General features: G+C 44.7%; 13 protein-coding genes. 1 reads left to right on the top strand and 12 read right to left on the bottom strand.

Going from position 1 to position 16,253, the window contains the following annotated elements; translation table 11 throughout:
• Nucleotides 1–111: 111 nt before the first annotated feature.
• The 5 genes from BLQ13_RS22815 to BLQ13_RS22795 form a co-directional block, all read right to left on the bottom strand.
• Complete coding sequence (locus BLQ13_RS22815) at nt 112–1,290, bottom strand: leucine-rich repeat domain-containing protein (protein ID WP_244159425.1); 1,179 nt, start codon at nt 1,288–1,290, stop codon at nt 112–114.
• A 340-nt stretch (nt 1,291–1,630) separates the two neighbouring features.
• Nucleotides 1,631–2,875, bottom strand: coding sequence for an aminopeptidase (locus BLQ13_RS22810; RefSeq protein ID WP_090923991.1), 1,245 nt, complete (start codon nt 2,873–2,875; stop codon nt 1,631–1,633).
• 114 nt (nt 2,876–2,989) lie between these two features.
• Nucleotides 2,990–4,603 (bottom strand): acyl-CoA synthetase MbcS, encoded by a 1,614-nt coding sequence (gene mbcS / locus BLQ13_RS22805; protein ID WP_090923990.1) that lies wholly within the window; start codon nt 4,601–4,603, stop codon nt 2,990–2,992.
• Between the two features lie 326 nt (nt 4,604–4,929).
• Nucleotides 4,930–5,295 carry a cupin gene (locus BLQ13_RS22800; RefSeq protein ID WP_090923989.1) on the bottom strand — a complete coding sequence of 122 codons (366 nt, stop codon included), beginning with the start codon at nt 5,293–5,295 and terminating at the stop codon, nt 4,930–4,932.
• A 163-nt stretch (nt 5,296–5,458) separates the two neighbouring features.
• Nucleotides 5,459–6,463: an aldo/keto reductase gene (locus BLQ13_RS22795; protein ID WP_090923988.1), complete on the bottom strand. Its 1,005-nt coding sequence runs from the start codon at nt 6,461–6,463 to the stop codon at nt 5,459–5,461.
• A 213-nt stretch (nt 6,464–6,676) separates the two neighbouring features.
• Between BLQ13_RS22795 and BLQ13_RS22790 the strand changes: the two genes are divergently transcribed.
• Complete coding sequence (locus BLQ13_RS22790) at nt 6,677–7,513, top strand: AraC family transcriptional regulator (protein ID WP_090923987.1); 837 nt, start codon at nt 6,677–6,679, stop codon at nt 7,511–7,513.
• A 44-nt stretch (nt 7,514–7,557) separates the two neighbouring features.
• Here the strand turns inward: BLQ13_RS22790 and BLQ13_RS22785 are convergent, their stop codons facing one another.
• The 7 genes from BLQ13_RS22785 to BLQ13_RS22755 all read right to left on the bottom strand — a co-directional run bounded on the left by BLQ13_RS22785 (nt 7,558) and on the right by BLQ13_RS22755 (nt 16,142).
• The gene (locus BLQ13_RS22785; RefSeq protein WP_090923986.1) at nt 7,558–7,956 is read right to left on the bottom strand and encodes an Asp23/Gls24 family envelope stress response protein; all 399 of its coding nucleotides are present in this window, start codon (nt 7,954–7,956) and stop codon (nt 7,558–7,560) included.
• Between the two features lie 375 nt (nt 7,957–8,331).
• Nucleotides 8,332–10,296 (bottom strand): FtsX-like permease family protein, encoded by a 1,965-nt coding sequence (locus BLQ13_RS22780; protein WP_090923985.1) that lies wholly within the window; start codon nt 10,294–10,296, stop codon nt 8,332–8,334.
• A complete protein-coding gene (locus BLQ13_RS22775) occupies nt 10,271–11,041 on the bottom strand; it encodes an ABC transporter ATP-binding protein (protein WP_090923984.1) in 771 nt (256 codons plus the stop codon). Before BLQ13_RS22775 ends, BLQ13_RS22780 begins: the two co-directional genes overlap by 26 nt.
• A gap of 274 nt (nt 11,042–11,315) precedes the next feature.
• Nucleotides 11,316–12,299, bottom strand: a complete 984-nt coding sequence (locus tag BLQ13_RS22770) for a sensor histidine kinase (RefSeq protein ID WP_090923983.1) — start codon at nt 12,297–12,299, stop codon at nt 11,316–11,318.
• Nucleotides 12,296–13,000, bottom strand: a complete 705-nt coding sequence (locus BLQ13_RS22765) for a response regulator transcription factor (RefSeq protein WP_090923982.1) — start codon at nt 12,998–13,000, stop codon at nt 12,296–12,298. The genes BLQ13_RS22770 and BLQ13_RS22765 overlap by 4 nt, the downstream gene beginning before the upstream one ends.
• A 75-nt stretch (nt 13,001–13,075) precedes the next feature.
• Nucleotides 13,076–14,410: a beta-N-acetylhexosaminidase gene (gene nagZ / locus BLQ13_RS22760; RefSeq protein WP_244159432.1), complete on the bottom strand. Its 1,335-nt coding sequence runs from the start codon at nt 14,408–14,410 to the stop codon at nt 13,076–13,078.
• Between the two features lie 628 nt (nt 14,411–15,038).
• Nucleotides 15,039–16,142, bottom strand: a complete 1,104-nt coding sequence (locus BLQ13_RS22755; protein ID WP_090923981.1) for an NADH:flavin oxidoreductase — start codon at nt 16,140–16,142, stop codon at nt 15,039–15,041.
• Nucleotides 16,143–16,253 lie beyond the last annotated feature (111 nt).

The following is a 16,253-nucleotide window of genomic DNA, read 5'->3' as shown; positions in this document are numbered from 1 at the left end:
CCTAAATTAAAAATGCTTGAAAAGCCACGACTTCGACTTCGTGGCTTTTTCGTGTGTAGAACTTAATCAAGTTACTGAATGCCTTAATAGCCTTCTTAACATTCCGTTGTTTTAATACGTTTCATATATTAACTCATCCGAGATCTGGAGATCGCTATCGAATTCCGCATAGATATAGAGCTGCCCGGCTGGCGTATCACCAGCATCAAATCCCAACTTTAATCTGCCATCTGCTTGAAATTCTACATCTGCCAGCGCCAAAGTATTTACATCCTCGTCTGGATGAGCGTTACCAATCATATGAAGCGCCCGTTCTCGCAGGACATGCCATTGTTCCCAAGCAGCTTCGAAAGAAGCGGACAATGCATCCATACCGGCCTTCGTTGAAATTCGTGCCGTAACTCGCAGCTCTTTTCCTTCCTCCTGCATATTCATATGATACATCGTCGTTTCATTATCATATTGAAATGTACCCATACCTGGAACTTCATGATCCCGTTCCATGATGAGATTATCACCGTACTGCATGCGCTCCATCTTGGAATTACAGCTTACGTCAAGTGATTTCAACTTATTTTCAGAACAATATAGTTCCACAAGTTCGGTATTATTACGTAAATCCAGTTCACGAATATGATTATTGAAACAACGCACACTTTCCAGACGGTAATTGGAACGGAGATCCAGACTTTTAAGTTGATTGTGATGACAGCGAAGCTCCAGTAAAGCAGGACAGCCACTGACATCAAGCTCAATAAGATCATTGCTCGAACAATCCAAATAAGTTAGCTGCTCATTACTTACCATATCCAGTGAGAAAAGTGTGTTGTAGCTGCATGCAAGTCTTTGCAATTGCTTTAGATGCCCTACTTTCAGTTCAGAGAGCAAATTCCAGCTACATTCAATCGCTATCAGCTTGGGATTCTGCGACAGTTCCAGTTTACGCAAACAATTAAAGCTACAATCTAATGTTTCAAGCTCTGTATTGGAGTTCAACTTCAGCTCAACAATTTGATTTTCTCTGCATAATAACGTTTTCAACTTCAGATTATGTTCAACATTCAGACTGATCAACGCATTATACGTGCAATCGAGCACCTTAAGTTCGGTGAAATATTCAATGCCTTGAAGATTTTTCATACCAACTTTGGGAAGCTCCAGGGTCTCCACTTCACTCACATCTTGTGCCCGAATATAACCCCGTTGATCACAATAATTTGCTAATATGTATTGCTTGAAAAGTTCATCTGTAAAGGCGTTTGTAATATCCATTCCATCCATATTCATCATCTATTCTCCTCCCTAACCACTTTTACGTACGGCTCACTGTACATATCATATTATGCCTATTTTATGAGTTCTTTGGGTGGTTTACAATGCTACCAGACTATCATTTTCACGCTTCCTCATACGGCTGAGGGTATTCAGAAAGCATGGAAGGTGATGATTCCACAGTTGCTTACACTTTACATGTTTTATCCCAGACTTAGTCTTATATGCTCCCTAATGACTGAATATAAACAGAAAAGTGACTTCAATGGAAGTCACTTTTCTACTTGCATCTGTTATTGATTTGACTACACCAGAATTGCACTTATCGTTTCATCGTTAACAGACTATGCATTTCATATTAAAATGCCCAGTTTCCTTTGCGGAATACCGGCTCAATCGTACCGTCCTGTAACTCCCCGTCGATGTCCAGTTCCGCAGAACCAATCATGAAATCGACATGTGTCAGGCTTACATTGCATTCATGTTTCAACAGTTCTTCATTCGACATCGATGTGCCGCCCTTCATGTTGAACGGATACGCACTTCCGACAGCCAGATGGCAGGATGCATTCTCATCAATGCCCGTATTATAGAAAATACGATTCAGATTCGAGATTGGCGAATCATGCGGCACAAGCGCCACTTCTCCCAAGTAACGAGCCCCCTCGTCTGTCGCAAACAGGTTCTTCAGATGCTCTTCGCCAGAAGCCGCTGTATACGCAACAACCTGACCATCTTTAAATGTAATTCGCATCTGATCTACCAGCTGTCCGTTCAGATTCAGCGGCATCGTGCTACTAACATAACCGTTCACACCGCTACGCTTCGGCATCGTAAATACCTCTTCTGTCGGCATATTCGCGACGGTGTAGACCCCTTGTTTGTTTTCACTGCCGCCACCGCCCCAGATGTGGTTGTCTACCAGTTCAATTTTCAGATCCGTACCTGGTGCACGATAGTGCAAACTCTTATAATTTTTCTGATTGAGTAACTCACTCATTTTGTTCAACGTCTCAATATGCTCTTTCCAGTTCAGTACAGCATCTCCGCCGTCCACACGATTCATCTTGAAGATGGTATCCCACATCACGTTGATGCGATCTTCCTCAGGAATGTCGGCAAACACTTTATTGGCCCAAGCTTTGGTTGGCGCTTTGATCAGACACCAGCTGATGTCATGGTTACGTGTATATTTGGAATATCCTTTGCGTGCCTCTGCTGCCGCTTTGGTTGCACGGGATACTTTGGTCGCTTCAATTCCGTTGTACAAGTCTGGGTCAGGAACTTTAATTGTCAGTGTTGCTCCTCCAGCTTCGGCGAAACGTTCCATCATGTCGCCCTTCCACTTCGGATAATAGTCAAAGCTATCATCCGAACCATGCTCAAACCGGCTACGTGTAATATTATCGTCCTCGAAATCGACTTGTACATAGTTGGCTCCGGCCGCGTAAGCTTTTTGAGCGATTAGACGTGTAAACTCCAATGTTTCAATCGGTGCTGTTACCAGTAGGTCTTGTCCCTTCTGGATATTCACACCAACCTTGACGACCAGTTCAGCGTATTGTTCCAATGATGTTGCAAAAGATTGTTCAAACGAGCTCATGTTAGGTTCACTCCTGCTTCGGTAAGATTTCAAATTGTTGTATTCTTAAACTTCATCAATCAAAAATGTTATTTCATCTTTAGCCTCTATATCGCTCTATACACAGTCCGCAAACTAACCGTTGCGTTTTTCCTGTTCACGGAGTTCAATGCGGCGAATTTTACCTGAGTTGGTCTTGGGTAGATCCGTTACAAATTCAATTTTGCGTGGATATTTGTAAGGTGCTGTCCATTCCTTCACATGTCTTTGCAGTTCATGAGCGAGTTCCGATGAAGCCTGGGAAGGGTCTCGGAGCACAACAAAGGCTTTGACAATGTTACCACGAATTTCATCCGGACTTGCAACGACAGCACACTCTTTCACACTCGCATGTTTCATGAGCGCTTCTTCCACCTCAAACGGCCCAATGGTATATCCCGAGCTGATGATAATATCATCACTGCGGCCTTCAAACCAGAAGTACCCTTCTTCGTCTTTGCTTGCCCGGTCACCTGTGACAAAATACTCCCCGCGCTGGTTCGCTTCCTTGCGACCCTCGTCCTGATAATAAGCACGGAACAGCGCTGGCATGTCTTGATGCACAGCAATATCTCCAACCTCCCCAGCAGGTAGAGGTTGTCCATCTTCACCGATAATCTCGATCAATCCCGGGGTAATGGACTGACCCATCGAACCTATGCGCACAGGAGCATCCTTCAAACTGCCAATTAACAGCGTGCTTTCCGTCTGTCCGTAACCATCGCGGATGGTGAGATCGAAATGGCGCTGGAAGATTTCAATCACTTCCTGATTCAGCGGTTCTCCCGCCGATACAGCGCTACGAAGATGGGATAAATCATAATGTCCGAGATCATCCGTTTTTGCCATCAGGCGGTATTCCGTCGGTGTACAGCAGAGCACGTTAATCTGATGCGCCTGCATCAACTCCAGGTAACGCTTTGGCTGGAATGAGCCGTTGTATACCAAACCTGTTGCCCCTCTTCCGAGTACCGACAAGAACGGGCTCCAGATCCATTTTTGCCATCCAGGTGCTGCTGTTGCCCACACCGTATCTGTCGGCTGAATATCCAGCCATAACGTGGATGCAATCCGCAGATGTGCATAACCCCAGCCGTGGCTATGTACGACGCCCTTTGGATTGCCCGTCGTGCCAGAGGTATACGCCAGAATAGCCATATCATCACGGTGCGTCTGAACAGCAGCCATTTCATCTGGCTGATTCTGCATCAATTGATGTACGTTAACCCAGCCTTCTCCAGGCACGGTATGGTCTCCGTTAGGTGATGCAACGATACGATGGGCAAGTGCTGGCAGGTCGGAATCCATTTTTTCCACTTCTGATGTGGTCTCAGACCATACAATGACTGCCTTCGCCGATGAATGCCGCAGACGGTATTCCAAATCTTTCGCACGTAACATCTCCGAAGATGGAATCACAGCAATGCCGAGTTTCAGACATGCAATATATATCACATAAGCGATAATCCGGCGTGGTACCATGACCAGCACCCGATCTCCTTTCGCCAAACCAAGTTCACGCAGTCCTCCAGCCAGACGGTTCGCCTGTTTTAACAAATCACCGTACGTAATCTCTTCTACTTCTTGCTGATCGCTGAGCCATCTAAGTGCAATCCGGTCTGACGGGTGATTCTCCATCTCGGATGTCAGGTTATAGTTTTCAGGCGCAATCCACTGTTCAAAATTCAAATGGAGCCTCTCCTTTATCATTCAAATATATATAAATTGAACAGGTTTACACATCCACTACGATGACAGAATAACCTTTCCATCGCTGTTATCCCCGGATTTTTTTGATTCCCTTTTCTAAAGGGAAAATCCGATGATAAAGGCGAAGCTTATGCTTACGATGTAGCTTTCTTACAGAAAGCTTTTAACTTCGCTTCTCCAGGTTTTTTCTGTCCTCTCCGTTTATGTGTAAAAAATAGTTCATTTATATAACGTCTTTATATTATACATCAAATCCTATGACCAGGTACTATGAACAACAACCTTTTTATCATAAGAACGCGATTTTCTCATTCTATTCGTGATATCTAGAGGCCACTTTCTTTGGGAGTCATGTATGCTGAGGGGTTCAATGCTTCACTCTCGATGACAATAGCTGTTAGACCGATCTCTGATATGGTTTCATGCCATTCTCCGTTTTCCCAAAAAACAGCCTCTCCCGCTTTTACTTCGATAAAATCATCGTTCCCGCTTCGGACCCGTCCTGCTCCTGTCATAATGAGCATTAGTTGCGGGGACACCGCCTGGTGGTATCCGACCACACCATTAGCGGGTATATGCATACAGCCTATATGCGCGTTCCCACTAGTTTGAATGATTCGAGACATCACAAAGTCGGAACCAAATTTCGTGATCTGTTTGCCGCTCTCTTGATCAAATCGATAAAACTCCATGATGCATCTCCCTTTCTTGCTCATCTGATAACCTAATAACGAATCATTCCAGTATAAACCTTATGCTACTCGATACGCCAGTTCTTCCCTTCTAAACATAAAAAGTACCCCTTCTCTATAGAGAGAAAAGGTACTCAATATAAACATTACCTATATAAGACGTTTACCAAGGAATATTTCCGATGCCGTCCAAAATCGTATCGATCTCACTCAGGTCTGCGGCTGTTAATTCAGGAGCCTTGAGTGCAGCAACATTTTCTTCAATCTGCAATACTCGGCTGGCTCCGATCAATGCGGACGTTACACGGTTACCACGTAATACCCAGTTGAGTGCAAGTTGTGAAATCGTCTGTCCTCGTCGTTCTGCCACAGCTTGTAGCGCTTCAAATTTCGCGATACGTTCGTCGGTATAGGATTCCTTTTTCAAATTACCTGTAGGATTTGCCCGTTCCGCTTTGATTTTGTCCACGTATTTGTTCGTTAACTGACCCCGACCGAGCGGGCAAAACGCGATAGAACCTACACCCTGCTCGTCCAGCACATCTTGCAGACCCTCTTCAATCCAGCGATTCAGCATGGAATAATTCGGCTGGTGAACAAGACAAGGTGTTCCGAGCCCGCGCAGAATCGTCACTGCTTCCTGCGTCTGTTGTGCATTGTAGTTGGACAAGCCCACATATAACGCCTTACCTTGCCTTACGATGTGATCCAGCGCTGTCATCGTTTCTTCCAGTGGCGTGTCTGGATCTGGACGATGATGATAGAAAATGTCTACATAGTCCAGTCCCATTCGGCTCAAGCTCTGGTCGAGACTGGCAATCAAATTTTTACGGGAACCCCACTCGCCGTAAGGGCCGCTCCACATATGGTACCCTGCCTTAGAAGAGATCAGCAGCTCATCTCGGTAAGGACGCAAATGTTTGTGGTAGATCACGCCAAAGTTCTCTTCTGCTGACCCTGGAGGTGGCCCATAGTTATTCGCCAGATCAAAATGGTTAATACCGAGATCGAACGCGCGTAAAATCATTTCTTCCTGAATATCCAGCGTGCGATTGCCGCCAAAATTCTGCCATAATCCCAGTGCAATCTGTGGAAGCTTAATTCCCGATTTGCCTGAGCGAGAATAGCTCATATCATCATAACGTTGTTCATTTGCAATATAAGGCATCGTGAATTCACTCTTTTCTGTAAAGTAGGTCAAGCCCAGCCGTTAATACTCTTTTATCTTAGTCATTTTTCTGCATAAACGATATGGTTTATCACTACATTGATATGTAAAAATGATCGTTATAGCTAAACTTATACTTCAATTTAAGTACCAATTACAATTCTATATATGTTAAAATGCAAGAATCAATTGATTCTCACAGGAGTGGACGTAATGATTACGTATATGTTCAAAAACACACATTTTCAGGAGTTGCAGCTCCTTCATTATGGTACTGAAGCCTGCACACCCGGGCACCACTTCGGCCCAGCAATGAGGGATTACTATAAAATTCACTATGTTCTGAACGGCAAGGGCACATTTGAAGTTGCAGGGAAGACTTATCAACTACGTAAGGGGCAAGGCTTCTTGATCGTGCCACATTCCGTGGTACATTATAAAGCTGATCAAGATGATCCATGGGAGTATAGCTGGGTTGCATTTCAGGGCACGCATAGTGCTTCCTTTTTACAACAAGCCTCTTTATCGGAACAGCACCCCATTTTTGATCTCGGTGAAGAAGACGATGAGATGCGCTCATGTCTGCACCGGATCATCCATTCTCGCACGGCTCATAAAGGCTGGGAGATTAGTATGACCGGATGGCTCTATCAGTTTTTTGCCATCCTGATTGATCATTCGCATGACGAGAACGTTCAGCCCACTGCAGAATACGGCAAAGAAACATATGTAACCCAAGTGATTGATTTTATCGAGATGAACTATGCCAACGCCATTACAGTGCAGTCCATCGCCTCCCACATCGGCTTGCAGCGAAGTTATCTGTGTTCACTCTTCAAAGATCAGATCGGAAGCAGCATTCAATCTTATCTCGTCCATTATCGTATGCGCAGAGCAGCCGAGCTGACGCTCGATCTTAGCCTGAGTATCGGGGATATTGCCCGTTCCGTCGGGTATACAGACCAACTTCTTTTCTCCAAAATGTTCAAAAAAGTGCTGGGTGAAGCTCCCACTTACTATCGAAAACACAAAACAGCACCTTCCCCATGAACCCATCTTAGGAAGGTGCTTACCTATTAAAAAAATTATACGATTTACACGTTCTCAGGCATGGCAATGCCGACAACCTGCACTTTAACTTCTTTCACGATTACGCCCGCCATCTGCTCCACCGCTTGCTGTACGTTATGTTGCAGTTCCTGACAGACCTCGTGCATCTTGCGGCCATATTGCACATTAATGCGCAATTGAATGGACGCTTCATCATTTTGAATATGAACGTCAATTCCTTTTTGCAGACTTTTACCGCTGATGCTCTTGGCGAGACCTTCCGTCAGCCCAACAGACATGGAAGACACTCCTGGAGTGGTTTGCGCGGCCATGCCCACAATTTTGGACACGACATCGTTAGAAATATGAATGGTTCCAAGCTGAATCGCTGGAGGTGCAATATATTCCGCTTCGGTTACAGTTTTTTCAATGATTTCAGACATAAGTTCCTCTCCTTATGATCTTTTTTTGTTGTTCTAAGTATGGATGTTATCCCTTCTATTCTACCACGGTTTACGCACAGTTACATTTCTGCCCTCTAGGCGTGCTCACACAGGATAATAAATAGATATTAACCAAAATCAGGGCCAGTGCAATGCTGAACCGGACAAATGCATTACCTTTAAACAATAGATTTATCGCCGTTCTTCAGCTTTGAATTATTCTTTTCTCTATATATTAATATTTACTATATATCAAATCCCTTCATTCCTGCTAATTCCTCTATCTTAAATCTTTCTTAACTAAAAAAGAAAAAGCCCTGACCTCCCGGCCAAGGCTCATAAAACGTAGTGAAATGTATAAGGTGCACTGCTAGTTTACACGAGCTTCGAATACATATGACGCAGATAACGCCAGCGTACTATGGCAAAGAAGATAAGTTGCATCGTGACAAACACCATAAATACGCCAAGGCTATCATCTAGAATCGAAAACTGAACCATCTGATACAGCGCCGTAAATGCAACTGTACTGTGAATCAAAGCCACGAGAAGCGGCAGGAAAAACATCAACACGAGCTGTCTTGTTACAATTTTGCGTAGCTCCGGGCGGCTAAGTCCCATTTTACCAATCATGCGATACTGTGCCTCATCTCGCTCCAGATCTGCATATAGCCTGAAATAGGTGAAACTCGCCGCGAAGGTGAAAAACACAATACCGATCAATCCACTTACGATGAGAATGATGCCATTGGTTTGTTTGTTATTCAGCCAGTCTACGACAAGAGAAGTGAACTGAACATATCCCTTCTCCGGACGGTCTTTCTCAATCGTATCCAGCAATTCCGAAGCAAAACTGCGTGTCGACATCCAGTCTTTTACCACAAAAAATGTCGTCTGATCAGAGTAAAAATCAACATCCATCTTAATCTCTGCAATGTATGCTTCTCGAATCTTGGAATACAGGTCATCAGAAACAACGTAGACGCCCGCCTCACCCTCCATCGGAATCACGATATCGGTTGCCGGTGGCAACATCTGCATTTGTAAATGCTGCTGTTCACCAACATATAAGTCAGCGGAGTATGGGTAACTGTCCTTTTTCGTATCTAACAGTTTATTGCGTGCAGTAATATTGGGTGCTGTATTAAACGCCAGATCATTGCGATCCAGCACCCGTTCTTCATAACCAAGCGCTTTGGCAAGACGGTTATATGAACTCAGTTTGATGATGTAGTTGTTATTGTTCTCATAGAGAGGCTGGTAACTACCTTTTACATATGAAACTTCGCGATTAACCAGCGTCTCTTCAATTTTTTGGATCTGACGATCAACGACCGCAGAATCCGTAAAGCCTGAATTTGTATACGTAAAAGCATATGGATTCGTCATGGAAGACAGTCTTGGATCACCTATAGTCAGCATGCTGCCAATGCCCGTAAACGCAGAAGCCGAGATAACACTGACCATAAAAAACATCACGGCGTTATCTTTCATGCGATAGGTAAGCTCGGACAGAAAGAGCAGATTGGTCTTGCGGTAAAACAATCCTTCTTTCTTTTTCAATGCCCGAATGACATATACACTCAGCTGCGTGAACAGAAGATACGTACCTGCAATTACACTGAGCACACTGCCAAACAATAAAGGGAAAATATATGATCCCCACGCGAAAATAAATACACCTGTATACCCTCCACCAATTAGCACAACCGAGAGCAGTGAGAGCAGCGGGGATGCCTTAGGTTCAGGTTTTGGTTTTTCCTCTGACTTCACGAGCTCAATCAACGTTCCCTTACGAATCAGCAATGAGGATGATAGAGCAATGACCACAAAAAGCAACAGAAACGCTCCGGCTGTCAGCAGAATGCCTTTGAGCGGAAAATAAAATCTCAGACTGTTCTCCACCGCAAGCATGGAACCGCAAATGAGCAAAACTAATTTACCGAAGATCAGTCCAAGTCCTATCCCCGCCACGATGGAAGCTACGCCGATACACATATTTTCCATAAATAAAAGTCGGTTCATCTGCTTACGAGTCATGCCGATGATCAGGAAGATACCAAACTCCTTCTTCCGAGTCTTCAGAAATGAACCGACCGAATACAGCAGAAACAGGAAAGAGAATATGAAAATGATGATTTCAGCAATCATCAGGCCTTGGTTGGCAAGCACCGTCACCGTCTGGGAAGAACCTTTCAAACCATCTTGTAAATCCGGGTGGAACAGCAGCAACGCATAGATAAAAAAGATCATAACCGAGAACGTACTGCTTAGAAAATGAGCCAGATAAATTCGTTTGTTTCGAACAACGTTATTAATGGCGAACTGGCGAAAATTCATGTCCAGAGCCTCCCATCAGGGATAATACGTTTATAATCTTTTGATAGAAGGCCGCGCGGTTATCACCGTAATGAATTTCGTTATATAACTGACCATCCTTAATGAAAACCACTCGGCTACAGTAACTAGCTGCCACAGCATCGTGGGTTACGAGCAACATCGTCGCCTGATCCTCTCGATTGCGCTGTTCAAGAATCTCCATCACATCCTTGGCAGCCTTGGAATCCAGATTTCCCGTCGGCTCATCCGCCAGAATCAGCTTGGGAGAATGGATTAACGCTCGAGCGATCGCTGTCCGCTGTGCCTGTCCGCCCGATATTTCATACGTGCGTTTGTTTAAAATTCCTTCAATGCCTAATTTGTTAGCAAGCTCCACAACTCGCGCATTCATCTCCCGAACGGAAATACCGTCTAGTGTTAATGGGAGCACGATATTTTCCTTCACCGTCAGTGTGTTAAGCAGGTTGAAGGATTGAAAGACAAAGCCTAATTCTCTACGCCGGAACAAAGCCAGCTGATCTGCTCCCAGATCAAATGGATTCTGACCCGCAATTCGCAATTCCCCTGACGTCGGATGATCAATGGTTGAAATCATGTTCAGCAACGTTGTTTTGCCACTACCGGACGGCCCCATAATACCCACAAACTCTCCCTCTTGGATACTAAGATCAATCCCTGACAAGGCTTCATAGGATACAATCCCTTTATAAATTTTGCTGATCTGTTTGACGGAACATATCTCCATACATACAACTCCTTTAACGATTAAAGTCTAATTTTAACTTCTAAGTACTTATCTTCTTCGCTAACCTTCTGACTACAGTCTACCCGAAACTTCACTCATTCTCCTATGGGTTAACCTTTCACCAACATGACAATATTGTAAGGTTCCGTCCCCCTCAGAAATCGCAAGAAAAAGACGCCTTCCTCCCAGCACGGCAAAAGGCGTCGTTATTTCACATGTAATTCATATTCATCTTCATATATAAAATCAGGTCTAATTATTCATTATCTTGCGTTCAAACCGAAAAGGTAATTCGGACTGTCGTTCCTTCCCCGTATACCGATTCAAGCTCAATCTGATGATTCATACGTGTCAGCACTTCTTTTGCGATGTACAACCCCATGCCAGTAGATTCCTTAAAATGCCTTCCGTTCTCCCCAGTAAAAAAGGGTCTAAACACCCGGTTCAGGTCTGATTTGGGTATACCAATCCCATGATCCTGAACTTCCAGTATGACCTTCTGCTCCGCTCCGTAGGCGCGAAGATGCACTTTCTGTCCACTGCCTGCAGCATACTTGATGGCATTGGATAACAGCTGTACTAGCACAAATCGAACCCACTTTGCATCAGATTGCACCACCAGCGAAGCATCAATCTGCATCTCGGGATACACATGGTTACGAATGAAAAATCGTTTCAACTCATGAATCGCTTCTTCACCTACCACTCGCAGTTCAACCGGTTCCACGCTGAAGTCCTGCTCGAAGGTATCCAGCCTTGCGACATATAGGACCGTTTCCAATCCACGTCGCATCTGATCTGCTTCCTCACGAATACTGCGAAAACGAGCATCATCGTCCTCTTCTTCTTCCACGGTCAGCTCAATGACCGATAACGGTGTTTTCATCTGATGTACCCATTGGTTCATAAACGTAAGATATTCCTGTTGCTTTTGTTCGAGCCGGCTCAGATGTGCGTGATATTGGCCGTACTGGGAATCCAGCAGTTTTTCCAAAGAGGCTGATAACGGCGCCGTTTCATGTAATGCTACCAATTCATTCAGCGATTTCACGGGCTGAGTCATACGGGTGTAAAAGGCTCGATGTGACATGTAACGATACACCAGATAACCGACATACAAAAACAAGCCCAGTCCTACGGCATATAGCGCCGTCTTCCAATGATCGTATCCATCGTACCAAAATACAGCGACCACGGTGAACATCATCGCAAACACCCAGCACGTCAGAGCGATATGTTCTCGAATAAACAACTTCATAACGATGATGTCGCTTTCCAGTTATTAATCAGCCTGTATCCGGAGCCTCTCACCGTTTCCAGCGCATCGGTAATGCCTAGTTCGGCAAGACGTTTCCGTACCCGGGTAATATTAACGCTAAGGGTATTATCATCCACAAACGAGTCATCCCATAACTTCTCCAAAATGGTTTCCCGACTGACCAGCTTGGGACTGCGACGCATCAGCGTTTCCAGTAGAATCGTTTCCTTTTTGGTGAGTTGCACTTTCTGATCGCCGAGTTCAATCTCAAGCCTTTCCAAGTACACCACGAGTCCGTTCAGTTCGACCTTACGTTCTTCATCTCGGGCAGCATAATCTCCATACACCCGGCGCAACTGACTACGTATTTTAGCCATAACAATCTCATGTTCAAACGGCTTGGTAATATAATCATCAGCCCCGTTCTCCAGCGCCATAACCTGATCCATCTTGCCACTTCGCGCGGAAATAAACAGGATCGGACATGTCGATATCGTTCGGATCTGCCTGCACCAGTAAAACCCGTCATAGCTCGGCAAGTTGATATCCAGTAATACAACATGAGGCTGAAGCTGTTTGAATTGTTCCGTCACATTCTCAAAATCCTCAACGGATACAGCTCGGTCCCCATAACGCTCGATATGTGATTTCAGCAGTCCCGCAATCTTGGGATCATCTTCAATAATCATAATGGTATACATGAAAAGCTCTCTCCTCTAACCTGTTATGATGGCAAATGTCTCTCTATTTATAGCCAAATCATAACACAGGATAGATCAGCGGGCATCGACTTGCTTGCGCCAGCTTCGAATATCTGCGTTTAACTGCTTTACATCTCCAGTAGCCTCTTGGTCGTCAGACAACTTGAAATGCTGTTTCAATGCAAGAATACGATACACACTCTCGTCAATACGAGACTCCTTGATTTTGCCTGACTTCACTGCGCTAATTAAAGTATCAAAGATCGTTTTAGCACTTTCATAACTATGAGCCACCAGCAAAATATCACTTCCGGCCTGAACCGTTGCGATTGCAGCCTTGTTCAATGGGTAGTTTTTCGAGATCGCTCCCATGCTCAGATCATCAGTGATCACTACACCGTCATACTTGAATTTTCCGCGCAGATGATCCCCGATGATCACTTTTGATAGGGATGCCGGGTAATTCGGGTCCAGCTTGGGAAACAAAATATGGGCAACCATTACCGCCTCGGCCTGTTGTTTTACCGCCGCCTGAAACGGAATCCACTCCAGTTCTGCAAGCTGTTTCTCCGATTTGTTCACCACAGGCAAGTCCAGATGAGAATCGATGGAAGTATCACCGTGGCCTGGAAAATGTTTCACCACCGGGATGACCCCTTCACTACGAAGTCCTTTCATCTCGGCGATCCCCATACGTGTAACCAGGTCAGCAGTAGTGCCGAAGGAACGATCTCCAATGACTGGATTTTTGGGATTACTGTTAATATCCAGCACGGGTGCAAAATCAACATTAAAACCCGCAAGCTTGATCTGTCTCGCCAGCAATGCGCCCATCTTCTCAGCAAGCTTCGTATCATTGGTTTTGCCTACTTTTCGATTGGACGGGATCGACTCAACCGCCTCTGGCATGCGACTTACCTTACCGCCCTCTTGATCCACACTCATTAGAATGGGAACCGGGTTTTGCTGATTCGCCTCTTTGATCGATTTCACAAAAGCGGCCGTTCCCTGAAGGGTTGTTACGTTGTTGGCATAAAAAATAATGCCGCCTATCTTCTGGTCAGCAATCATTCGTTTCGCCTGTTCATCCAACGCTGTTCCTTGCACACCAGCAAGAATCATCTGGCCTACTTTTTCCTCCAGCGTTAGTTGCTGAAGCTGTTCCTTTACCGGATCAATCTCTTCCTGTGTTTCATCCTGAGGTTCTTCATGTACTTCATCTTGAGGTGCAGCGGCGTTATTCCCAGACGGTGATTGATTTTGGCCCGCTGCTGTTCCATTATTGTTACCTGTTGCAGTTGAAGGCTTTGGAGATTGTCCGCATGCGGCCAGTACAAGGCTCAGAGTTGCAATCACAGACAGCACCAGTACAAATCTGAAATTCCGATTCAAACGCACGCTTCTATTCATGTTCAAGGATGTTCTTCCTCCTTATGTCTTATCGGTTCTGAAAATTTTGGAATTCGTTCAGGCTAACCTTACCATAAGGTAAATGATTTTCAAAATAGGTCTTATATAAGTTGAACTAAAGATTTTACACGGCCCACTCCGATGACAGAATAACCTGGAGAGTAGCGGTTACCCCCAGATTTTTTTGATTCTCTTTTCCAAAGGGGAAAATCCGATGATAAAGGCGAACGCTCCGCTTTTTCAGGTTTTTTCTGTCCTCTCCGTTATTGTGTAAAAGAATAGTTAAACTTATATAGATGTGAAAAGTATTCTTGCTTCTTGTACCTGGATATGGCATGAATAGCTGTTTTAACAGTGGGCGGGAGTAAGCATAGTGGATGCGTTCTGGGTATATGCGGAATTCCGCTTTCTATTGTGAATTTTTCATATGATGAAATATTTATTTTTGAGAATGGTGGGTATTAAGTTCTTTGTTTAAGAGGATGGTTATTGGAAAAATAAAATTGGGAATAAAAAAACCGCCTTGCGGCGGCTCTGCTGTTGATTTTAAACACCTTTTTATCCCGTTGTTATGGATGTAATCACATGTTAAGTATTACTATTTTGAATTTTTCATATAATGAAATTCTCAGTGCAATTTGGATAATACTTCACTTGTAAAAGGAATGATATCAGCATTATGTCCCTCTTGCACTTTAAGCGGCCATTCGGGATCACTTAGTAGCACACGTCCAAGTGCAATTAGATCAAATTCCCCATTCTTCATCTTATCATCCAGTAAGTCAAGATGAGCATCTCCCGTTTCTTGCTTTTCACTGCCACGTTCAACAAACTCTGCCTCTAGACCTACTGAACCAACCGAAATCGCGGGTTTACCCGTTATTTTCTGGGTCCAGCCGGCAAGATTGAGATCAGAACCTTCAAACTCCGGAAGCCAGAAACGACGTGTGGAACAATGGAAAATATCTACCCCCGCTGCACTGAGCGGTTCCAAAAACTGTTTCAGCTCCTCTGGCGATTCGACCAGTTTTGCCTCGTAACTGCCCATTTTCCATTGCGAGAAGCGAAGAACAATTGGAAAATCAGGTCCTACTGCAGCACGGCAAGCTTCGATCACTTCGACTGCAAACTGTGTCCGGCGTACTAAATCTCCGCCATACTTGTCAGATCTGCGATTCGTCTGCGCCCAGAAAAATTGATCAATTAAATATCCATGCGCACCATGTAACTCAATTCCATCAAAACCGATACGTTTCGCATCAGCCGCTGCTTGAGCATAGGCTTGTATAAGCTCATGGATCTCCTCTTCCGTTAATGGTTCGTAAGCCGCTTCACCAGCCATACTGATTCCGGATGGACTAACCGGGGGAGCCTCTGCATTAGGTAAATCTCCAGAACGCCTTGCAGTGCCAACGTGCCAGAGTTGAGGCATTATTTTCCCGCCGGCATCGTGAACAGCCTTGACCACATTCGCCCATCCTTGCAACGCTTCTTCTCCATAAAAAAGTGGAATGTTCTCACCACTTACTGAGGATGGATGGTTGATCCCTGTGCCTTCTGTAATAATAAGTCCCACGCCGCCAGCCGCTCTAAGGCGGTAATAGTCAGCCACATCGGGCCCTGGCACACCGCTCGGTGAAAATCCCCGCGTCATCGGTGCCATAACAATTCGATTGGGCAAGGTAAGTTTGTCAGATGTGAACGGTTTAAACAATGATGAAGGTACGTTCATGATTTAGTCTCCTTTGCAATGGGAAGTTTACATTTCGCACTTACCCTCGAGATGTGACATGCTTTGGATACATCAAGCAGTGGTCATACGCCTGTGGACTGTCATGAATAT

The sequence above is a fragment of the Paenibacillus polysaccharolyticus genome (genome assembly GCF_900102085.1).
In the GTDB taxonomy this organism is placed as follows: domain Bacteria; phylum Bacillota; class Bacilli; order Paenibacillales; family Paenibacillaceae; genus Paenibacillus; species Paenibacillus polysaccharolyticus.
This window is presented reverse-complemented; position numbering and strand designations above follow the sequence as displayed.